Origin of the sequence: Streptomyces sp. SID5643 (genome assembly GCF_009872555.1) — a bacterium.
GTDB classification, from domain to species: Bacteria; Actinomycetota; Actinomycetes; order Streptomycetales; family Streptomycetaceae; genus Streptomyces; species Streptomyces iakyrus.
The window spans coordinates 1-21,675 of record NZ_WWIC01000227.1; the positions used below are offsets into that span (position 1 = coordinate 1).

Here is a 21,675-nt window from a genome sequence, read left to right on the forward strand (position 1 = left end):
GGGCGGCGGCCCGGCGCCTCGGCGAGGTCGAGGCCGAGCCCGCCACCGCGTTCGGCGTCCGCCGACTGCCCGACGGCCCCGGGCGGCTGGAACTGCGCGGGGTGACGGCCCGGCGCGGCGGACGCACCGTGCTCGACGGGGTCGACCTCGACGTTCCGGGCGGCACGACCCTGGCCGTCGTCGGCCGGTCCGGCTCGGGCAAGTCACTGCTGGCCGCGCTCGCCGGACGGCTGGCCGACCCGGACGCGGGCAAGGTGCTCCTCGACGGTGTGCCGCTGCGCGAGCTGCGCCGCGACGAGCTGCGCGGCGCCGTCGGCTACGCCTTCGCCCGTCCCGCCCTCCTCGGCGGCACGATCGGGCGGGCGATCGGCCTCGGTCTGCCGTCCCCCTCCCCCGGCCGGATCCACGAGGCGGCCCGCACGGCCCTCGCGGACGACTTCGTGCGCCGCCTCCCGGACGGCTACGACACGGCCGTCGCCGATGCCCCGCGCTCCGGCGGCGAGTCCCAACGGCTGGGTCTCGCCCGGGCGTTCGCGCACGGCGGCCGCCTGCTGATCCTCGACGACGCCCTCTCCAGCCTCGACACGGTGACCGAACGGCACATCACCGACGCGCTGTTCGGCGACGGCCCGGGCACCACCCGGCTGCTGGTCGCCCACCGCGGCGCCACGGCCGCGTGCGCCGATGCCGTGGCGTGGCTGGACGGGGGGCGGGTGCGGGCGGTGGGGCGGCACGAGGAGCTGTGGCGGCTCGCGGAGTACCGGGCGGTGTTCGGGGAGGAAGCCGGGCCCCCGGACCCGGGCGGCAACGACGTGCCACCGGTTCCGGACACCCGGGGCGGGAACGGAGAGGGACATGACGGCATGAGCGGACGCACACGGCCCACGGCGGCTGCCGCGGACGGGACGGCTCCGTGACGGCCCGGTCCCCCGACGCCCTGCCCGCCCGGGGCCTGCGCTTCCTGCTGGCCCGCCGGAGGATTCTGCTGCGGCTCACCGCCTGGTCCGTCCTGGAGACCGGGCAGACCTTCCTCATCGGGTACGGTCCCGCCCGCGCCCTGGACGACGGCTTCCTGCGCGGGCGGGCGGACGTCGGACTGGTCTGGCTGGCGGTGACCGGGATCGGTGTCCTGCTCGGCGCGTACGGGACCGCGCGGGTCTACGCCGCCGTCGCCGCCCTGGTCGAACCGCTCCGGGACCGGCTCGTGGAACGCGTGGTCGCGCGCGGGGTGCGGACCGGTGACGCGGGTTCCCTGTCCGGGCTCACCCAGCAGGTGGAGATCGCCCGGGACACCTTCGCGGGGCTGGTCATGGTCTCCCGCTCCTTCGTCGTCACCGCCGTCGGCGCCCTGGCGGGCCTGTTCACCCTCGCCCCACCGCTCCTGCTGGTCGTGGGCCCGCCCCTGGCCGTCGGCGTGGCGCTGTTCGGCGCGACGCTGCGGCCGCTCGCCCGGCGGCAGGAGACGTTCCTGCTCGCCGACGAGGCCCTCGCCGGTGACCTCGGCACGGTCTGCCCGGGCCTGCGGGACATCACCGCGACGGGCGCGGAGGCGCACATCGCCGCAGGGACCGGGGAACGGATCGAGGCCGAGCTGCGGGCGGCGCGCGCCCTGGCCCACTGGGGCGTGCTGCGCGTGGTGTCCCTGACGATCGGCGGCCAGCTCCCGATCGTCCTGCTGCTCGCCACCGCCCCCTGGCTCCTGTCCCACGGCGTCACCGCCGGGGCCCTGGTCGGTGCCCTCGCCTACGTCACCCAGTCCCTGCTCCCGGCCCTGCGCAACCTGATTCACGGCCTGGGCACGAGCGGCTCCCGGCTGACGGTGGTACTGCGCAGACTGACCCGGCCCGACCCGCCTCGGACGGCCCCGGGCAGCCACCTCGCGCAGTCCGGGGCCGACGGCGACACACCGCGCCCGGCCACGACGGCCCGCCCCGTGAACACCGCCGACGCCGCGACACCTCGGACGGCCCCCCGCCCCTGCCCAGCGCCGAACGGACCCGGCGCCGAGGCACCCCCCGCCCTCGCCCTCGCCTCCGTGACCTTCGCCTACGGCCCCGCCAGCGCCCCCGTCGTCCAGGACCTCGATCTCGCCCTGCCGCGTGGCGCGCACCTGGCCGTCGTGGGTCCCAGCGGCGCCGGCAAGTCCACGCTCACCGCGCTCGTGGCGGGGCTGCTCACGCCCTCGCGCGGCGCCGTGCGGGTGGGCGGGCACCCCGTGCCGGGCCCGGAGTCCGCCGCCGGGCGGGTGCTCATCCCGCAGGAGGCGTACGTGTTCGGCGGCACCCTGGCCGAGAACCTCGCGTACCTGCGCCCGGACCCGGTGCCCGAGGAGGAGCTGCTGGCCGCGGCCGAGGCGGTCGGCCTCGCCCCGCTGGCCGACCGGCTCGGCGGGTTCGGCGCCCGCGTCGATCCGACGGCGCTGTCGGCCGGCGAACGGCAGCTCGTCGCCCTGGCCCGGGCCTGGCTGTCGCACGCCCCGCTCGCCCTGCTGGACGAGGCGACCTGCCATCTGGACCCCGAGGCGGAGGAGCGCGCGGAGCGGGCCTTCGCCGCGCGCCCGGGCGGGACCCTGGTCGTCGTCGCCCACCGCATCAGCTCGGCCCGCCGCGCCGGCCGTGTCCTGGTGATGGACGGCCGGAGCACCGCTTACGGCGGCCACGAGGAGCTGATGCGGTCCTGCGCGCTGTACCGGGACCTCGTCGGGAGCTGGGCCCCCGCACCGGACCGTCGGGGGTCAGAGCCAGCCCTGGCCCTGCGAGATGCGTATCGCGTCGATGCGGTTGCGGGCACCGGTCTTGCGGGTGATGGCCGCCATGTAGTTGCGCACCGTCCCGTGGGACAGGTGCAGGCTCCCGGCGATCTCCGCGATGGAGGCGCCCTCGGCGGCGAGGGACAACACGCTCAGTTCTCTGCGGGTCAGCGGCATTTCGGCCGCTCTGAGGAACCCGAAGCCCAGTGAGTCGTTGACGAAACGTTCCCCCTCGGCAACGCGACGGATCCCGCGCAGCAGATTCTGCGGGGATCCCTCCTTGTCGACGTAGCCGAGCGCCCCCGCTTCGGCCGCCCGCTTCAGCAGGCCAGGCCGGTTCGCGGTGGCGAGCACGAGTAATCGGGGGCGCACCCGCTCCGGCCCCGGCCGGCACAGCTCGCCCAGCGGAGGGATGCCGTAGGAGTCCGCGCACTCCAGGTCCGCGGCGCACACGTCCGGCCGAACCGACCGCATCATGCCCGGCGCGCCGCGCCACGACGTGTCGTGCACCGTCAGGTCGGACTCCTGCCGCAGCCACTCCGCCAGCACCGACCTCACCAGACACTCGTCGTGCACCAGAAGCACCCGGATCACTGCCACCCCCTCCGCTCGCCGTACGCCCCCCCTCGTCGGATTGAGCGCGTGCCCCATTGTTCGCGACCGTGACCCTGCGTGGGCGCGGAGAACCGGCCATCAGGGTGCGCGGGGGCGCACGCCCAGCGCCCGTACGCCCGGCCACGCTTCGACTACGGGGGCATGGGTCGGGGCGGTCGGGGTAGGCACGCGCCCCCGACGTGGCCGGGGCACGGGTGACCGACGGTAACCGGGAGGGTTCCGGAACCGCTCGTCGTGCGGGACGGGCCGTCAGGGGGGAGATTTGTTCCTGGAACCGGTCGCGCGGCCGTGCGAGGAGGTGGTCGGCGTGTCCGACGGGCAGCCCTCCGCTCAGGCGCCGGCAGCCGCCAGGGCGCCGGTCGGCCGGCCCCTGCTCTCCCTGGCGCTGGCCTCGATGATGGACGAGGTGCACGCCCACTCCGGCGCGGTGTACCTCATGGCACCGGACCAGCCGGTGCTGGAGATGGCGGTGATGGCCGGGCTGCCCCGGGCGTTCGCGGCACCCTGGGAGCGGGTGGGTCTGAGCGCGCCGATCCCGGTGTCCGACGCGGCGCGCGAGCGGCGGCTGGTGTGGGTCGGGGGCGAGGAGCAGATGGCCCGGCACTATCCGCGGATCGCGGTGGTGCTGCCGTACCCCTTCGCCCTGGCAGCGGTGCCGATCGCCACCGAGTCCACCGTCTACGGCGCGGTCTTCGTGACCTGGCCGGGCGCTCACCCGGAGGAGATGTCCGACCACGAGCGCGAGCACCTGACCGCGGCCTGCGGCCGGCTGGCGGTCCGGCTGGAGCGGGCCGCCGAGCACAGCATCCCGCCGCACCCCGAGACCGATCTGCTCGCCGCGCCCCTGGTGGGGGGCATGGCGGGCACGCTCGGCACGGTCGAGGCGGCCCGGATGGTGAGCCGGCTGCCCTACGGGCTGGTCTCGCTGGACCTGCACGGCCGCATCGGCTTCGTGAACGCGGCGGCGGCAGAGCTGCTGAACGTCCCGGTGAGCCGGCTGCTCGGCACCCAGCTGTGGGCGTCGGTGCCCTGGCTCAACGACCCGGTGTACGAGGACCGTTACCGGGCCGCGCTGCTCAGCCAGCAGGTCACGTCGTTCGTGGCGCTGCGCCCGCCCGGTGAGTGGCTGTCGTTCCGGCTGTACCCGAGCACGACGGGCCTGAGCGTGCGCATCACCAGGTCCCGGGCCGTGTCGCGGATGAACCGGACGGCACCGCCGCCCGACGGGGCGCCCTCCCGGCTCGTCACCATCTCGCAGGTGCTGGACCTGGCCGGGGCGCTCACCGAGGCGGTGGGGGTGCAGGACGTGGTGCAACTGGTCGCGGACGAGATCGCCCCGGCCGTGGGCAGTCAGGCCCTGGTCGTGCTGGGCTCGCGGGCGAACCGGCTGCGGGTGCTCGGGCACCGCGGATACCGGGACCCGCACCTGGTGGAACGGTTCGACGGGATGCCCCTGACCGAGTCGACACCCGGCACGCAGGTACTGCGGACGGGCGTGCCCGCCTTCTTCGAGTCGCAGGAGGAGCTGGAGCGCCTGTACCCGGCGCGGCTCGCGACCCCCGACGGTTTCGCGGCCTGGGCCTATCTCCCGCTGATCGCCCAGGGCCGCCCGGTGGGGACGTGCGTGCTCTCCTACGCCGAACCGCACCCGTTCCCGACGGAGGAGCGGGCGGTGATGACCAGCATGGCCGGGCTGATCGCCCAGGCACTGGAGCGGGCGCTGCTCTACGACGCCAAGCACCGGCTCGCGCACGGCCTCCAGGAGGCGCTGCTGCCGCACTCGTTGCCGTCGCTGCCCGGCATCGAGGCGGTCGGCCGCTACGTGCCGGCCACGCAGGGCATGGAGATCGGCGGGGACTTCTACGACCTGGTCGGCAGCCGGGGGACGGCGGCGGCGGTGATCGGCGACGTCCAGGGCCACAACGTGACGGCGGCCGGGCTGATGGGGCAGGTCCGCACCGCGGTGCGCGCGTACACGACCGTGGGCCAGGCGCCCGAGGAGGTCATGCGGAGCACCAACCGGCTGCTGCTCGACCTGGGGTCCGACCTGTTCGCCAGCTGCCTGTACCTGCGGCTCGACCCGGAGCACCGGCGGGCCGTGATGTCCCGGGCGGGCCATCCCCCGCCGCTGCTGAGACGTCCGGACGGAAGGGTGCGCGTCCTCGACCTGGCGGGCGGCCCGCTGCTGGGCATCGACGCCTCGGCGGTGTACCCGACGACGGAGGTCGCTCTGGCTCCCGGTTCGCTCCTCGTCCTCTACACCGACGGACTGGTCGAATCCCCCGGCACGGACTTCGAGGAGGCGCTCGCGGATCTGGGCCGGCGGCTGGGCGACGCCGGGGACCAGCCGCTGGACGAACTGGCCGACAGCCTCGTCCATCAGCAGCGGCAGCGCTCTGACGGGGAGGAACGGCTGGACGACATCGCCCTGTTGCTGATCAGGGCCCTCGGGTAGCCAACGGGGCGCCCCGGGCCCGAACGCCGGTGGCCGGCCCGGTTCCGCCAGGAAGGGGGCGGAACCGGGCCGGCGGCGTCGGACCGGCTGCCGACGGCTGTGGGGGCGTCAGCGGCTCTCGACGAGACCGGAGTTGTCCTCGGCACCCTGGCCCGCGTCCTGACCGGCGCCCGCACCGGCACCGGCCTCGTCGCCTCCGGCCTGCTCACCGGCACCGGCCTCTTCACCGGCTCCGGCTTCCTGACCGGCGCCCGCACCGGCGTCGTCACCGGCTTCCTGACCGGCACCGGCCTCTTCGCCCGCCCCGGCTTCCTGGCCCGCGCCGGCCTCGTCACCGGCACCGGCACCGCCGCCCGCGGCACCGCCCGCGCCGAGGGTCGCGCCGACCGCTTCCAGGGCGGTGGTCACCGGCTGGAAGAACGTCTCGCCGCCGACCGTGCAGTCGCCGCTGCCGCCGGAGGTCAGGCCGATGGCGAGACCGTCCTGGGTGAACAGCGAGCCGCCGCTGTCACCGGGCTCGGCGCAGACGTTGGTCTGGATGAGGCCCGTGACGGTGCCCTCCGGGTAGTTCACCGTGGCGTCCAAGCCGAGGACCTGGCCGTCGGCGAGCCCGGTGGTGCTGCCCATCCGGAAGACCTCCTGGCCGACGGTCGCCTCGGCGGCCTCCGTGATCGGGACGGTCTGGTTGCCGGTGTTGACCTCGCTGGGCGCCTCGGTCGCCGGGTCGTCGTACTTCACGAGTGCGAAGTCACCGGTGCCCGGGAAGGTCGACTGGTCGACCGTGGCGATCGGCTGACCGCCCTGGGTGTCCGACCACTCGTTGCCGCCGAGGGTGCAGTGACCGGCCGTCAGGAAGGCGGGCGAGCCGTCGCCCGCGGTGACGTTGAAGCCGAGGGAGCAGCGCGAGCCGCCCGCGAAGATGGCGTCGCCTCCGGAGACGAACGGCTTGAAGGTGCCGGAGGACTTCTTGAGCGTGGCCATGCCGGAGCCGAGCTCCTGCACGGTGGATTCCAGTCTGTCCCACTTGGCGCCGGTCACGGTGCTGTCCGCCGTCACCAGGAGCTTGTTGGTGCGCGGGTCGATCGACCAGGACGTACCGGCGATGGTCGCCTCGGACTTCAGCGTCGAGGCGCCGTCCTGGAGCTCCGACCAGCTGTTCTCGACCTCACGGACCTTCGCGCCGGCCGCCTTCGCCTGCACGACCACGTTGTTGTTGTCGCCCGGTACGACGTTGACGACGAGCTGCCGGCTGTCGCCGTCGTAGTAGGAGCCGCCGAACGCCTCACCGAGGAGCCCGGAGAGCTGCGAGGCGAGGTCCGAGGCGTCGCCCGCCTTCAGGGTCTTCGGCGCGGCGGCGGCGTCGTCGGACGAACCGTCCTGCGAGGCGTTGGCGTTGGGGAGCAGGATCGCGGCCGCGCCGAGCGCCACCACGCTGCCCGCCGCTATCGCGGCCTTGCGCTTCGGAATTCGCTTGTGACTCAAACTTCTCTCCTCCTGGGGAACGGAGTAGGTGCCGCCGTCCGGCAGCTTCTGGGGGGCGCCTGGATGGCTGTTGGTACGCACGGGCCGCACGGGGCGTTCAATTCCGATTGCAAGTGATCCCTTCGCATCACGGAATCAGCCAACTCCCGCCGCCCGCACGGCCACCACGCGGACTCCGGCCGCCCTGCTCGCACAAGGCCCGTCCAGGGAAGTGGGTCAGGCAGGACCGGGGAGATCCATGGCCGGATGACGGCCTTTCAGCGACTGCGCCCGCCGACCGGGCGGAACGCAACACTCCGTATCCGTCCGGAAACGGTCCGTCGACGCCACGGAGCCAAATCCCGGCTTCAGCGAATCTGCACATCGAATGCTCAACCCGGTCACCGAAATGAGGGTTATCCACACCCCGGCCGGGTCGGACACGCCTTTGGTGCGGGAGTGCCGGATTCGCCGTCCCACCGGACAAGGGCCCGGATGCGCCGATGCGGTGCCGCATGTGAAGAACTCGCCGCCAAGCGGTGCACGAACCTGCACGGATCGGTGCCGCTGGGGCGCAAGTTGCCTGGTGAGGAGGCTGGTTGATTGGAAGCGCGGAGCAGCGGCGTGCTTTGATCCATCGCACCGCGGGGGCCGCTCAGGGCACTCGGAAACGGATGCCCGGTGCTCGCGGTCGCGGCCGTCATCTGTCCCCCAGAGGGGGCCGCTCCCCCCTTGTGAGATATCCATATGAAGGGAAGTTCCATCATGAACTCCACCCCCCAGGTCGAGACCGTCGAGATCGCTGACGCCCAGCTCGACGCCATCTCCGGCGGCCTGTCCGTGAACGCCGTGAACACCGTCACCGACACCGTCGACGGCATTGCCCCGGTCTCCGGCCTGGTCGACACCGCCGTCGGCACCGTCGAGGGCGTCACCGGCCTCAACACGGCCCCGGTCACCGGCCTGGTCTCCGGCCTCTGATCGAGCCCTTGTGCCGTTGATTCCCGGAACCGCAGCCGGCGGTTCCGGGTTCTTCGGGTTCCGTACGCGTCCCTGCCGGGACCGTCCGTATCTCTCCTACGGGTGAGGGAAGTTCCTTGCAGTTCCGCCAACAGGCCCTCGCCAAGCTCCAGTCACCGGAGGAACTCGACCTGCCGGTGCGCTTCGCCCGTCCGCAGGGCTGGCTCGTGCTCTCGGTGACGGTGGTCGCGATGGCCGCCGCCTCGGTGTGGGCGGTGACCGGCTCGGTGACCTCGACCGTCGGCGCGCCCGCCATCATCACGCACGGGCAGGGCAGTTACGTCCTGCAGAGCCCCGTCGCGGGCCAGGTCACCGCGGTGCTCGCCGAGCAGGGCGAGCAGCTGCCCGCGGACTCCCCCGTGCTCAAGGTCCGTACGGGCAACGGAGAAGCGGTCGTCCGTACGCTCGACGCGGGCCGTGTCTCCGCGCTCGCCGCGACCGTCGGGCAGATCATCCGGACCGGCGCGAACGTCGCCGCCGTCGAGAAGGTCGCCCGCACCAAGGACCCGCTCTACGCGACCGTGTACGTCCCCGCCGAGAACGCCGCCTCGATCCCCGACGACGCGGCCGTGGACCTGACCGTGCAGTCGGTGCCGACCCAGGAGTACGGCGTGCTGCGCGGCCATGTGAAGTCGGTGAACCGCTCGGCGCAGTCCCCACAGCAGATCGCCGCGTTCCTCGGGGACAGCCAGCTGGGCGAGCAGTTCACCAGGAAGGGCAGACCGGTGGCCGTGACGGTCCGGCTGGACAGGTCCTCCGCCACGAAGAGCGGCTACAGGTGGTCCTCCGCGGACGGGCCCCCGTACAAGCTGGCCTCCATGACACTGGCCTCCGCCTCGATCCGGCTGTCCGACCAGCGTCCCGTCGACTGGCTGCTGCCATGAGCGCGACCGCACAGGAGCCCCGGAGCAGGCGCCGCGCCGCCCCGCCCAAGCGCAAGGTGCCCAAGGCCCGGGCGAAGACCGTCCGCACGCCCACCGTGCTCCAGATGGAGGCCGTCGAGTGCGGCGCCGCCTCGCTGGCGATGGTGCTCGGCCACTACGGCAAGCACGTCCCGCTGGAGGAGCTGCGCATCGCCTGCGGTGTCTCCCGGGACGGCTCACGCGCGAGCAACCTGCTGAAGGCGGCCCGCTCCTACGGCCTGACGGCCAAGGGCATGCAGATGGACCTGGCCGCCCTCGCCGAGGTGACGTCGCCGGCCATCCTGTTCTGGGAGTTCAACCACTACGTCGTCTACGACGGCATGGGCCGGCGCTTCGGCCGCCGGGGCGTCTACATCAACGACCCGGGCAAGGGCCGCCGGTTCATCCCCATGGAGGACTTCGACGGCAGCTTCACCGGGGTCGTGCTGGTGATGGAGCCCGGTGAGGACTTCGCCCGGGGCGGCCGCAAGCCCGGTGTCCTGGGCGCGATGCCGGCCCGGCTGCGCGGCACGGCGGGCACGATGCCCGCTGCGGTGCTGGCGAGTCTGCTGCTCGTGGTGGTCGGTGCGGCGGTGCCCGCGCTGAGCCGCACCTACATCGACGAGTTCCTGATCGGCAACCAGACCTCGCTGCTCGACGTGCTGTTCCCGTCGATGGCGGCGTGCGTGCTGCTCACGGTGGTACTGACCTGGCTCCAGCAGGCCAACCTGCTGCGTGGCCGCATCATCTCCTCCACCCTCTCCAGCGCCCGCTTCCTGCGGCATCTGCTGCGGCTGCCGGTGACGTTCTTCTCCCAGCGCAGCCCGGCCGACCTGGTGCAGCGCCTCCAGTCCAACGACGCGGTGTCCGAGACCCTGTCCCGGGACCTCGCGGCGGCGGGTGTGGACGCGGTCGTGGTCGTCCTGTACGCGGTGCTGCTGTACACCTACGACCCGCAGCTCACGTTCGTGGGCATCGGCGTGGCCCTGCTGAACATCGTCGCCATGCGGGTGGTGATCCGGCTGCGGGCGACGCGCACGGCGAAGCTGCGCGCGGACACGGCCCGGCTGACCAACACCGCCTACACGGGCCTCCAGCTGATCGAGACGATGAAGGCGACCGGCGGTGAGGACGGCTACTTCCGCAAGTGGGCCGGGCAGCACGCCACCACCCTGGAGGAGCAGCAGCGCCTGGGCGTGCCGAGCGCCTGGCTGGGCGTGGTCGCGCCGACCCTGGCCACCGTCAACAGCGCGCTGATCCTCTGGATCGGCGGCATGCGGGCGGTCGAGGGGCACATCTCGGTCGGTCTGCTGGTCGCCTTCCAGGCCCTGGTCGCCCGGTTCACGGCCCCGCTGACGCGGCTGAACGGCGTCGCGGGCCGCATCCAGGACTTCGCGGCCGACGTGGCCCGGCTGAAGGACGTGGAGAACTTCAAGGCCGACCCGCTCTACGGCCGGCCCGGCGGGAGCGAGTCCACGCGTCGCCTCCAGGGCCACGTCGAACTGGAGAACATCACGTTCGGTTACAGCCCGCTCGACAAACCGCTGCTCACCGGCTTCGACCTGACGGTCGGCCCCGGGCAGCAGGTGGCGCTGGTCGGCGGTTCGGGCAGCGGCAAGTCCACGGTGTCCCGGATGATCTCCGGGCTGTACGCGCCCTGGGAGGGCGTGATCCGCATCGACGGGCAGCGCATCGAGGACATCCCGCGCGGGGCGCTGGCCGCCTCGGTCTCCTTCGTCGACCAGGACGTGTTCCTCTTCGAGGGCACGGTCCGCGACAACGTGGCGCTGTGGGACCCGTCCATCCCGGACGACGCGGTGGAGGACGCGCTGCGCGACGCCGCCCTGTACGACGTGATCACCCGCCGGCCCGGCGGGATCCACAGCAGGGTCGAACAGGACGGCCGCAACTTCTCCGGCGGGCAGCGCCAGCGCCTGGAGATCGCGCGGGCCCTGGTGCGCCGCCCGAGCATCCTGGTGCTCGACGAGGTGACGAGCGCGCTGGACGCGGAGACCGAGCAGGTCGTGATGGACAACCTGCGCCGGCGCGGCTGCGCCTGCGTGGTGATCGCACACCGGCTGAGCACGGTGCGCGACAGCGACGAGATCGTCGTCCTCCAGCACGGCACGGTCGTGGAGCGGGGACGGCACGAGGACCTGGTGGCGCGCGGCGGCGCGTACGCGGCACTGGTCAGGGAGCGGTGAGATGACGGCCGTCCACGAAGGGCACGACGGCGACCTCGTGCTGGGTGCCTTCGGGCAGATGGGCTCACGCATCGACTGCGCCGGGTTCAGCCGGCTCGACCTCGAAGGACCGCAAGTCCTGTGGCTGGTCGCGTCCGGCGCCGTCGACCTGTTCGCCGTCGATGCCGGACAGCAGGGCCACTGGCACCACTTGGGCCGGCTGGAGGCGGGTTCGCTGGTGCTCGGCCCGGTGCCGGGACCGCAGCACACCCTGGTGGCCCGGCCGCTGCGGGACTGCGTGGTGCACCGCATCGGCCTGCGCGAGCTGTACCAGCCCGCGAACACGGCGACCTGGTCCTACGACGACTACGGCAACCCGCAGTACGTGCCGCCGACGACGAGTCCGCTGGAGTACGCGCTCGCCCTCGGGGTCGGCCGCAGCCTGTCGATCCTCTTCCAGGCGCCGATGGCCACCGAGCGGGCCGCGGTCCCCACCGACGACGACGTGTTCTGGATGCAGGTGCCGCCGGGCAGCGTGCAGTACGGCTCGCTGTACGGCGCGGAAGCCGCGGCCGACCTGCTGATGGACCCCGCCCTGTGGCAGTCGATGGTCGACCAGCAGTACCGGCTGCTGACCACGCTGGACCGCTGGATCGAGCAGCTGGAGCGCACCCACGAGACGCGCACGGCCGAGGGCATCAAGGCCGGTGAGGCGGTGCGCGCCCAGGCCGACCGGACGCTGCTCGCCTCCATCGGCAAGCGGTCGGGCAAGCGGACCACCTCGGCCGACGCCGACGCCACGTACGCGGCCTGCAAGCTGGTCGGGCAGGCGGCCGGGATCCGGATCACCGAGCCGGCCCAGAAGGGCACCGGCGGCGACCGCCTCGACCCGGTGGAACAGGTCGCCCTGGCTTCCCGCGTGCGGACCCGGGCCGTACGGCTCGACGGCCGCTGGTGGCGGGACAACGTGGGGCCGCTGGTCGGTCAACGGGCCCTGTCGGGCGCGCCGGTCGCGCTGCTGTGGCGGCGTGGCGGCTATGTCGCGGTGCATCCGTCGACCGGGCGTGAGACGCCGATCGAGAAAGCCAACGCCGACGAGTTCGAGCCGCGCGCGGTGATGTTCTACCGTCCGCTGCCGGAGCGGGGTCTCAGTCCGCTGCGGCTGCTGCGGTTCTGCTTGCAGGGCATGCGCGGCGATCTGACGGGGCTGCTGCTCAGTGGTCTGGTCACGGTGGCGATCGGCGCGCTGGTGCCCATCGCGACCGGCAAGGTGCTGGGCGAGTTCGTGCCGAAGGCACAGACGGACCTGATCGTGCAGGTGTGCCTCGCGGTGATGCTGAGCAGTGTGGTGGCGGCGGCTTTCATGCTGTTGCAGAACCTCACCATCCTGCGGATCGAGGGCCGGATCGAGGCCACGCTCCAGCCGGCGGTGTGGGACCGGCTGCTGAGACTGCCGACGAGGTTCTTCACCGAGCGCTCCACGGGCGAACTGGCCAGTGCGGCCATGGGCATCAGCTCGATCCGCCGGCTGCTGGCGGGGGTCGGGCCGACGGTCGCCCAGTCGGTGACGGTCGGGGCGATGAACCTGGGGCTGCTGCTCTGGTACAGCGTGCCGATGGCGATGGCCGCGATCGGGATGCTCGTCGTCATCGCGGCGGTGTTCCTGGCGCTCGGGCTGTGGCAGGTGCGCTGGCAGCGGCGTCTCGTGGTGCTCTCCAACAAGCTGAACAACCAGGCGTTCCAGACGCTGCGGGGGCTGCCCAAGCTGCGGGTGGCAGCCGCCGAGAACTACGCGTACGCCGCTTGGGCGTCGGAGTTCGCGCGCAGCCGGGAGCTCCAGCAGAAGGTCGGCCGCATCAAGAACCTCACGACGGTGCTGGGTGCGGTGTACCTGCCGCTGTGCACCCTGCTGATGTTCATGCTGCTGGCCGGTCCGGCCCGGGGTTCGATGTCGGCGGCGGCGTTCCTCACCTTCAACACCTCGGTGACGATGGTGCTGACCTCCGTCACCCAGCTGACGGGCGCGTTCGTCTCGGCGGTGGCCGTGCTGCCGCTGTTCGAGGAGATCAAGCCGGTGCTGGACGCGACGCCGGAGGTGCGGACGGCGAGTACCCGGCCGGGTCCGCTGACCGGGGCGATCGAGGCCCGACGGGTGTCCTTCCGCTACGCGGACGACGGCCCGCTGGTCCTGGACGACGTGTCGTTCGAGGTGCGGCCGGGCGAGTTCGTGGCGGTCGTCGGCCCGAGCGGCTGCGGCAAGTCGACGCTGCTGCGGCTGCTGATCGGCTTCGACCGGCCGGTGTCGGGAAGCGTGCTCTACGACGGTCAGGACCTCGCGGCCCTCGACCAGTCGGCGGTGCGCCGTCAGTGCGGTGTGGTGCTCCAGCACGCGCAGCCGTTCACGGGCTCGATCCTGGACGTCATCTGCGGCACCGAGCCGTACACGCCGGAGGAGGCGATGGCCGCCGCCGAGATGGCCGGTCTCGCGGAGGACATCAAGCGGATGCCGATGGGACTGCACACCATCGTCGCGGGCAGCGGAGCCGTCTCCGGCGGCCAGCGCCAGCGGCTGATGATCGCCCAGGCACTGATCCGGCGGCCGCGCATCCTCTTCTTCGACGAGGCGACCAGCGCGCTCGACAACGAGACGCAGCGCACCGTCATCGAGAGCACCAAGGCCCTCAACGCCACCCGGGTCGTCATCGCGCACCGGCTGTCGACCGTGATGGACGCCGACCGGGTCGTGGTCATGGAGGACGGCAAGGTCATCCAGCAGGGCCCGCCCGCCCAGCTGCTCGCCGACACCCAGGGACGGCTGCACGAGCTGGTGCGGCGCCAGATGGCGTGACGTGGCGCATCGTCCCGCTGCGCTGCGCCGCAGTACTCCCACCCGGTGGCGCGTCCTCGCCGGTCCCCGCCGTGCGGTCTGTTGACCCGGGCCGTAAACGGGTACCCACCGCCCATGCGAATCAGCGTGGTGGACGTGGGATCGAACACGGTCAGACTGGTGGTCGCGGACGCGGCGGACGGGGTGCCCCTGCCGGTGCACACCGCCAAGTGGCGACTCAGGCTGTCCGAACAGGTCACACCGGGGGGACCCGTCCCGGAGCGAGCGGTGGACCAGCTCGTCGACGCGGTGGCCGAGGCGAGCAGGACCGCCACCCGGTGGGGTGCGGCGGGCCCGCTGGCCTTCGCGACCGCCGTGGTGCGCAACGCGCCGAACCGGCACGAGGTGCTGCGCACTGTCCGCGCCCGTACGGGCGTCGACCTGTGCACCCTGCCGGGCGAGGTCGAGGCCGAACTGACGTTCCTCGGGGCCCGGCGCTGGATGGGCTGGCGGTCGGGGCCGCTCGCCCTGCTCGACATCGGCGGCGGCACCTTCGAAGTCGCCTTCGGACGCGGCCGGTTGCCGGACTTCGTGGCGTCTCTGCCGCTGGGGGCACGGCGGCTGACGCACGAGTTCTTCGAGGACGAGGATCCGCCGTCGCCCGAGCGGGTACGGGCGCTGCGCCGCAAGGTCCGCCACCAACTGCGGGACGTCGCGGCGCGGATCCGCTGGGAGGGCCCGCGCACCGCGGTCGCCACCTCCCGTACCTTCCAGCAGCTGGGGCGGCTGTGCGGCGCGGCGCCCGGACGCCACGGCCCGTTCGTCGACCGGCAAATGCACCGCTCCGAACTGCGGGCGGCGATCACCCGGCTGGCCGCCCTGCCCGCCGCCGAACGCGCGCACCTGCCCGGCATCTCGGCGCCGCGCGCCGCGCAGAGCCTGGCGGGAGCCGTGGTCGGCCACACCGCGCTGAAGCTGACCGGCATCAAGGCCGTCACGGTCTGTCCATGGGCGATCCGCGAGGGAGTGCTGCTGCGCCACATCGAGGACGGCCCCTCCTGGTGGGCGGAGGTCGCCCGACGCAGTGCGGAGGCCGCCCCTCCCGACCCGGTGCCGCTGCGCATCGCCGCGGCCTCCCGCTGAACCGCCCCGGCCGGGGGGTGACATACCGAACGACGTACCGAACAGGAAGGAGACACCCGTGTCACAGCGCAAGAACCACGACCGGGACCAGGACCAGCAGGGCAAGCCGCCCGAGACGGCTCTGGAGGAGGTGCTGCGGGAGGTCGAGGACGCCGGGAACCGCACCCGGGACTCGGACGAGCAGCGCCGCCACCGGGGTGAGGCGGGAGAGGCCATCACCCCCAACCCCCGTGCCCAGGCGGAGTCCGAAGGGGACTGACGGGAGCCGGACGGGCCCGGGCTCCTGGGGCGGCGGCCCGAGCGGCCGCGCCGCCAGGGCCCGGGCCACGCCGAGCAGGTTCGCCGCCATGGCCCGTCCGGTCGACCGCGACCACGCGTGGCCCCGCTCGGCGTCGAGGAAGCTCGGCCCGGGGCCCGGGCCCCGGTTCCAGTACGTCCAGGCCTGGCCGGGGATCGTGCAGCCGATGTCCTCGAGGCCGCCCGTGATCTCGTTGATCACGTGATGCGCTCCGTCCTCGTTGCCGGTGACCACCACACCGGCCACCCGGTTGTAGGCCACGGGCCGCCCCTCGTCGTCCGTCTCGGACATCATCGCGTCCATCCGCTCCAGCACCCGCCGGGCCACCGAGGACGGCCCGCCCAGCCAGGTCGGTGAGGCGATGACCAGGATCTCCGACTCCAGCAGCCGTTCGTGCACACCCGGCCACGCGTCACCGTCGTACACCGGCTCGCTGGTCACTCCCGGGGCGATGTCCAGATCGACGGCCCGTACGACGTCGACCTGTACGCCCTCCTTCCGCAGCTGCTCCACGACGACGTGCGCCGGCGCCTCGGTGTTCGAGGTCTCGGGCGACTTCTTGAGGGTGCAGTTCACCACGAGTGCTCTCATGCCCCGCCGGAGTACCCCTCTGGGCGGGAGCCACGCGGCGGGTGACCCCGGTCGTCCGGCGGGTACCCGGCGCTCATGGAGCACGAAGGACCATCACTGCCCACCCCGCGCGGCCCGTTGAGCAGGGGCGTCGACGCCCACCTGCGCGGTGCGGGCCGGCTGCCCCGGCTGGAGGACGTCGCCCGCGCCGAGGTGTACGGCGACGACCTCCAGCTCGCCCTGTACCTGTGCTACGAGCTGCACTACCGCGGCTTCGCGGGCGTCCCGCCGGAGCGCGAGTGGGACCCCGGCCTGCTGCGCGTCCGCGGCGCCATGGAGCAGCGCTTCCTGTCCGCGCTGCGCACCGACGCGCACGTCCACGACAGCGTGGACGAGGCACTGGCCGGCCTGCTGGTCGAGCCCGTGGAGGGCACCGGCGTCACCCACTTCCTGCGGGACGAGGGCGAGCTGTGGCAGGTGCGCGAGTACGCGGCCCAGCGCTCCCTGTACCACCTCAAGGAGGCGGACCCGCACGCCTGGGTGCTGCCGCGGCTGTGGGGCCGGGCGAAGGCGGCGATGGCGGCGGTCGAGTTCGACGAGTGGGGCGGGGGCCGCGCCGACCGCGTGCACGCCTCACTGTTCGCCGATCTGATGACGGACCTGGGCCTGGACACCACGTACGGCCGCTATCTCGACGCGGCGTCCGCCGAGGCCCTGGTCACCGTGAACATGATGTCCCTCTTCGGGCTGCACCGGGCGCTCAGAGGCGCCCTGGTCGGCCACTTCGCGACGGTCGAGATCACCTCGTCACCGGGTTCGCGGCGGCTGGCCGAGGCGATGCGCCGCACCGGCGCCGGACCCGCGGCCGAGCACTTCTACGACGAGCACGTCGAGGCCGACGCGGTCCACGAGCAGGTGGTGCGCCACGACGTCATCGGCGGACTGCTGGAGCACGAGCCGCATCTCGCCCCGGACGTCGCCTTCGGTGTCGACGCCACCGAATTCGTCGAGGAACGCTTCGGCACCCGGCTGCTCGCCGACTGGCGGGCATCCCGTTCGTCACTGTGTGCACCACTTGCCCGGGAAGCAGCTCATACCTCCTGATGCCCGGGGTACCCGGTGTCCGTGATTGCACTGGTACCCCCGGGCGTGTACGCCCCGCAGGAGGACACCGAGCTGCTGGCCGGTGTCCTGTCCGACGAGCCGCTGCCTCCGGGTGCGGAAGTCCTCGACGTGGGCACCGGCAGCGGCGCCCTGGCCCTGGAGGCCGCGCGCCGGGGCAGCCGTGTGACCGCCGTGGACCTGTCCTGGAGCGCCGTGTGGGCAGCGCGGCTGAACGCCCGTGTGGCGGGGCTCCCGGTCCGCATCCTGCACGGGAATCTGTTCGAGCCCGTGCGCGACGAGACGTTCGACCTGATCCTGGCCAACCCGCCGTACGTACCGGCGCCGGACGGTCATCGCAGGCCGCCGCGGGGCGCTGCCCGGGCCTGGGACGCGGGCGGCGACGGACGGCTGGTCGTCGACCGGATCTGCCGGCAGGCGCCCGGCCTGCTGCGGCCGGGTGGGGTGCTGCTGCTCGTGCAGTCGGCGCTCAGCGGGCCGGACCTGACCGTCCAGCAGTTGCGCGCGGCCGGCCTGAAGGCCGCCGTGACCCGTCGGCGCAGGATCGCGCTCGGGCCGGTGCTGCGCGGCCGGGAACGCTGGCTGCGGGAGCGGGGGCTGCTGTCCGCCGCCGATGACAAGGAAGAGCTGGTGGTCGTCCGTGCCGAACTCCCCGTCTGACCGGTCCGCCGCACCTCGCCGCGTCGCCGTCCAGCGCAAGGGCCCGCTGCTCATGGAGGGGCCGGTGGAGGTGGAGCTGGAGGACGGCTCCGTCGTCACCTCCGACCGCTTCCGCGTGGCCCTGTGCACCTGCCGCCGCAGCCGCCGCTACCCGTGGTGCGACACGAGCCACCGCGACCGGGCGTGACGCCCCGGGCGTGAAAAGCCCAGGGGCCGGCGGGCGGCCCCACTCCGCCCGCCGGCCCCCTTGCGCGAGATCGCGGCTTTCCGTGACAACGGCCCGGCTCCCCAGCCACGGCCCGCTGTGCTTCACGGATCCAGCGCGATCCCGGTCTGTGGGCTCAGCCCGCTCAGAACGAGAAGACGCCCGTTCCATAGGCGTTCTTCATGCAGTCGTTGGAGAAGGTGCGCTCGTAGGAGACGCGCTTGCCCTGCCACACGCCGTCGACGGTGACGACCACCGGGTCGTACTGCTTGGTGCACATCACGCCGTCCCTGGCGGTCAGGGCGTCGAAGTCGCCGCCGACGCCGCGCAGTTCCGCGCAGGCCGGTCCGGCCGCAGGGTGCGTTCCGGCGGGCGTCGGGGCACAGGTCAGGGTGACCGCGCGTTCCGGAGTCGCTGCGATCGCGCTCTCGCCGTGGCCCACCGTGAGGACGAGGGCCGAGGGGGCGTAGAGCGCGGTGGGGGCCTGACCCGGATCGGCGAGAGCGGCCCCGGAGAGGGGTCCGCAGACGGCGGTGGCCGTCAGTCCGAGGGTCATGGCCCAGCGCGCGGTGGTCCGCATTGTGTGCATCCTTCCGCATCGATTACAGGGTGTGCCGTCCCGTGCTCGGTCGGTGCCCGGAGCGGCGAGCGCGAGTCTGCCGAGTCCACAGCGGAAACACACATCGACCCCACGGGTTTCAGTAACCTTTCGTGTTGAATCAGTGGCGTGAAGTTACGGAATCGGCGCGGGTGAAGCCCGTAACTGCGCGGTTCCGGGGGTCACGAAGCGGCCAGATGGCCGATTTCCGCGCGTTCGTTAATAGGCCTGAAACATTCCGATTCCGCTCTGGGCCGACCGCTTCGTAACCCCTTGTGTTCATGGAGCAGTCGAGTAATCGTCATTACATGATTACGACCGAGCAGACAGAGAAGCTTCGCGGCTGGTTCGCAGGCCGGCTGCCCGACGAGCTCTTCGAGGAACTGACCGAGATCACGGTCGACCGCGAGGAGATCACCGTGATCGGCCGCATCCCCGCACCCCGGCTGGCCGAGGACGCCCCGGCCGCCGAACGGGAGGCGGCCCTGGAGAGCCGGGCGCAGGAGTTCCGGGAGCGCACCCGCGAGGACCGGATGGCCGTGGCACGTGAAGCCGAGCACCGGTTCCGCCGGAAGGTCTCCTGGGGCGTGGAGTGCGACGGGCGGCGTACGCTCTTCACGCACGTGGCCGCGCCGGTCATGACGCGGCTGCGCCAGCCGGAGCGCCAGGTCCTCGACACCCTGATCGCCGGCGGCGTGGCCCGCAGCCGCAGCGACGCGCTGGCCTGGTGCGTGCGCCTGGTCCAGCGTCATACGGACGACTGGCTCACGGAGTTGCGCGACTCCCTGGAACACGTGCAACGCGTCAGGTCCCAGGGCCCGGACACCGAGCCGCGCACGGACGAGGAGTGACCCTTCGCCGGACCCCGTCCGCCCCCGGTCCCCCGCAGCGCATACCGCTCGGTATCGTCGCCGGCACGGCACAGTCTCGACGAGGAGACGGCGAGAGGCGGGCGTACGGTGGGCAAGCACTGGGCGGACTTCCAGTACGAGATCTATCTGAACGGCATGTCGGGCGCCGTACCGCGCCTGCCGACCGATCTGACCCGGCTGGAGGAGCTCACCGAGCAGCGGCTCGGGCCCGGCCCGGTCGGGTATGTGGCCGGCAGCGCAGGCAACGGCAGTACGGCCCGCGCCAACCGGGCGGCCCTGGAGCGCCGCCGGCTCGTGCCGCGCATGCTGCGGGACGTCCACGAGCGGGACCTGTCGGTCGAGGTGCTGGGCCGCGCCCTGCCCGCCCCCCTCGCGCTGGCGCCGGTCGGTGTGCTGTCGATCATGCACCCGGACGCCGAGCCCGCCGCAGCCCGGGCCGCCGCAGCGCAGGGCGTGCCCTACGTCCTGTCGTCGGCGTCCAGCACGCCCATGGAGCAGGTCGCCGAGGCCATGGGGGATGCCGAGCGCTGGTTCCAGCTGTACTGGCCGAAGGACCCGGAGGTGGCCCGCAGCTTCCTGAACCGGGCCAAGGCGGCCGGGTTCACCGTCCTGGTCGTCACCCTGGACACGCCGCTGCTGTCGTGGCGGCCCCGCGATCTCGACCAGGCGTACCTGCCGTTCCTGCACGGGGTCGGGACGGCCAACTACTTCTCGGACCCGGCGTTCCAGGCGGGTCTGGCCAAGCCGGTGCACGAGGATCCGAACGCTGCCGTGATGCACTTCGTCGGGATGTTCTCCGACCCGGCCAAGAGCTGGCCCGACCTCGCGTTCCTGCGGGAGAACTGGGACGGCCCGATCGTCCTCAAAGGTGTTCTGCACCCGGACGACGCGCGGCTGGCCGCCGACGCCGGCATGGACGGCGTGGTCGTCTCCAACCACGGCGGCCGTCAGGTGGCCGGGTCCGTCGCGGCGGCCGACGCGCTGCCCCGCGTCGCCCAGGCGGTGGGCGACCGGCTCACCGTCCTGTTCGACAGCGGCGTCCGCACCGGTGACGACATCGCCAAGGCCCTCGCCCTCGGCGCCCGCGCGGTCCTCGTGGGCCGCCCGTACGTCTATGGCCTCGGTCTCGACGGCCAGTCGGGCGTCGAGCACGTCATCCGCTGTCTGCTGGCCGAACTCGATCTCACGCTTGCCTTGTCGGGGCACGCGACGCCGAGCACGGTCGGCCCGGCCGACCTCGTCGAGGATCCTGTGTGACGAGGGGTGGGCCGCGCCGCGCGTCCGCGGCGCGGCCCCGCTCGTCCCGGGGCCGCCGTCAGGCGGTCCGGCCGTCGGTGAGCGTCACCTGGCGGGCCGCGGGGTCGTCCTGCTCCTCGATCGACAAGGAGCCCTCCGTCGTCGGCAAGGGCTCCGGCCGCCAGCGCTGCGCGTCGGAGGAGCGGTCGCGCACCTTGACGACGATGTCGGCGTCCGGGTCGTCGCCCGCCGGGGCGAGGGCCAGCCGCTCGTCCCAGCGGGGCAGCAACTCCCCCTGCACGGTGAGGTCGTAACGCACGTCGCCGCCCCGCTCGGCATCCTCGGCGGCGCAGGTGCCGAGGACGACGACACCGGCGTCCTTGTGGGAGTCCAGACACAGCCCGGGGTCGGCGACGCTGCGCAGCAGCCCGTCCTTCTCGTACGTCCACTGCTGGGTCCACACCGTCGAGCACTGCGCCAGCTTCGCGCCCGAGCCCTCCTTCGGCAGGTCACGGATGTCGAGGCACAGGTCGGCGCCGGCGTTGCGCAGCCGTGTCACACCCGCTGCCGAGGGAAGCCCGGCGGTGCCGGGCGGCGTCACCGACGTGGGGCCCTTGCCGCCGGCGGCGCTGTTGGACCCGGTCGGGTCGGCCTCCCCGCCGTCGTGGGACGACGCGCTGATGATGAGCACCGTCGCCAGCACCCCGGCCGAGACCGCGCCGACGCCCGAGAGCAGCGCGCGTGAGGAGCGCAGCGCCT

The 21,675-nt window shown here is 73.0% G+C and carries 16 protein-coding genes and 2 pseudogenes; 13 read left to right on the plus strand and 5 right to left on the minus strand.

Features of this window, described 5'->3' with window-relative positions:
* Together GTY56_RS25590 and GTY56_RS40790 are read left to right on the plus strand one after the other, a co-directional pair.
* The coding region (locus GTY56_RS25590; protein WP_237525029.1) for an ATP-binding cassette domain-containing protein at positions 1-917 on the plus strand (917 nt) is incomplete at its 5' end.
* Between the two features lie 392 nt (positions 918-1,309).
* A pseudogene (locus GTY56_RS40790) lies at positions 1,310-2,491 on the plus strand (ATP-binding cassette domain-containing protein); the annotation flags it as partial.
* A gap of 243 nt (positions 2,492-2,734) precedes the next feature.
* Here GTY56_RS40790 and GTY56_RS25600 read toward each other — a convergent pair.
* Positions 2,735-3,343, minus strand: coding sequence for a LuxR C-terminal-related transcriptional regulator (locus GTY56_RS25600; RefSeq protein ID WP_161367679.1), 609 nt, complete (start codon positions 3,341-3,343; stop codon positions 2,735-2,737).
* Positions 3,344-3,662: 319 nt separating this feature from the next.
* Between GTY56_RS25600 and GTY56_RS25605 the strand changes: the two genes are divergently transcribed.
* Complete coding sequence (locus GTY56_RS25605; protein WP_524540144.1) at positions 3,663-5,819, plus strand: PP2C family protein-serine/threonine phosphatase; 2,157 nt, start codon at positions 3,663-3,665, stop codon at positions 5,817-5,819.
* Between the two features lie 108 nt (positions 5,820-5,927).
* On the opposite strand, the gene GTY56_RS25610 is transcribed toward GTY56_RS25605, so the two are convergent.
* Positions 5,928-7,301, minus strand: coding sequence for a S1 family peptidase (locus tag GTY56_RS25610; RefSeq protein WP_202510723.1), 1,374 nt, complete (start codon positions 7,299-7,301; stop codon positions 5,928-5,930).
* A gap of 744 nt (positions 7,302-8,045) precedes the next feature.
* On the opposite strand from GTY56_RS25610, the gene GTY56_RS25615 reads away from it, so the two are divergent.
* The 5 genes from GTY56_RS25615 (at position 8,046) to GTY56_RS25635 (ending at position 15,355) form a co-directional block, all read left to right on the plus strand.
* Positions 8,046-8,261: a hypothetical protein gene (locus GTY56_RS25615; protein WP_003994898.1), complete on the plus strand. Its 216-nt coding sequence runs from the start codon at positions 8,046-8,048 to the stop codon at positions 8,259-8,261.
* 116 nt (positions 8,262-8,377) lie between these two features.
* Positions 8,378-9,184 (plus strand): HlyD family efflux transporter periplasmic adaptor subunit, encoded by an 807-nt coding sequence (locus tag GTY56_RS25620; protein ID WP_161367681.1) that lies wholly within the window; start codon positions 8,378-8,380, stop codon positions 9,182-9,184.
* Positions 9,181-11,406 carry an NHLP family bacteriocin export ABC transporter peptidase/permease/ATPase subunit gene (locus GTY56_RS25625; RefSeq protein ID WP_161367682.1) on the plus strand — a complete coding sequence of 742 codons (2,226 nt, stop codon included), beginning with the start codon at positions 9,181-9,183 and terminating at the stop codon, positions 11,404-11,406. Before GTY56_RS25620 ends, GTY56_RS25625 begins: the two co-directional genes overlap by 4 nt.
* A gap of 1 nt (position 11,407) precedes the next feature.
* Positions 11,408-14,233 carry an NHLP bacteriocin export ABC transporter permease/ATPase subunit gene (locus tag GTY56_RS25630; RefSeq protein ID WP_161367683.1) on the plus strand — a complete coding sequence of 942 codons (2,826 nt, stop codon included), beginning with the start codon at positions 11,408-11,410 and terminating at the stop codon, positions 14,231-14,233.
* Between the two features lie 114 nt (positions 14,234-14,347).
* A complete protein-coding gene (locus GTY56_RS25635; protein WP_161367684.1) occupies positions 14,348-15,355 on the plus strand; it encodes a Ppx/GppA family phosphatase in 1,008 nt (335 codons plus the stop codon).
* Positions 15,356-15,641: 286 nt separating this feature from the next.
* Here the strand turns inward: GTY56_RS25635 and GTY56_RS25640 are convergent.
* Positions 15,642-16,244: pseudogene (locus GTY56_RS25640) on the minus strand (flavodoxin family protein); the annotation flags it as partial.
* A 75-nt stretch (positions 16,245-16,319) separates the two neighbouring features.
* Here GTY56_RS25640 and GTY56_RS25645 point away from each other — a divergent pair.
* From GTY56_RS25645 to GTY56_RS25655, 3 genes are read left to right on the plus strand one after another with little or no spacing between them, the layout of a single operon-like run.
* Positions 16,320-17,327: an iron-containing redox enzyme family protein gene (locus GTY56_RS25645; protein WP_161367685.1), complete on the plus strand. Its 1,008-nt coding sequence runs from the start codon at positions 16,320-16,322 to the stop codon at positions 17,325-17,327.
* Positions 17,328-17,348: 21 nt separating this feature from the next.
* Entirely contained in the window at positions 17,349-18,005 is a 657-nt protein-coding gene (locus tag GTY56_RS25650) for a HemK2/MTQ2 family protein methyltransferase (RefSeq protein ID WP_346345576.1), read from the plus strand.
* Entirely contained in the window at positions 17,986-18,192 is a 207-nt protein-coding gene (locus tag GTY56_RS25655; protein WP_033308553.1) for a CDGSH iron-sulfur domain-containing protein, read from the plus strand. The genes GTY56_RS25650 and GTY56_RS25655 overlap by 20 nt, the downstream gene beginning before the upstream one ends.
* Before the next feature lie 163 nt (positions 18,193-18,355).
* On the opposite strand, the gene GTY56_RS25660 is transcribed toward GTY56_RS25655, so the two are convergent.
* Complete coding sequence (locus GTY56_RS25660; RefSeq protein ID WP_161367686.1) at positions 18,356-18,790, minus strand: protease inhibitor; 435 nt, start codon at positions 18,788-18,790, stop codon at positions 18,356-18,358.
* A gap of 326 nt (positions 18,791-19,116) precedes the next feature.
* Between GTY56_RS25660 and abmR the strand changes: the two genes are divergently transcribed.
* Both abmR and GTY56_RS25670 read left to right on the plus strand, forming a co-directional pair.
* Positions 19,117-19,659 (plus strand): ATP-binding transcription factor AbmR, encoded by a 543-nt coding sequence (gene abmR / locus GTY56_RS25665; RefSeq protein WP_161367687.1) that lies wholly within the window; start codon positions 19,117-19,119, stop codon positions 19,657-19,659.
* 108 nt (positions 19,660-19,767) lie between these two features.
* Positions 19,768-20,937, plus strand: coding sequence for an alpha-hydroxy-acid oxidizing protein (locus tag GTY56_RS25670; RefSeq protein WP_161367688.1), 1,170 nt, complete (start codon positions 19,768-19,770; stop codon positions 20,935-20,937).
* Between the two features lie 58 nt (positions 20,938-20,995).
* On the opposite strand, the gene GTY56_RS25675 is transcribed toward GTY56_RS25670, so the two are convergent.
* Positions 20,996-21,675, minus strand: a 680-nt coding sequence (locus GTY56_RS25675; RefSeq protein ID WP_161367689.1) for an RICIN domain-containing protein, incomplete at its 5' end; no start/stop codon positions are given.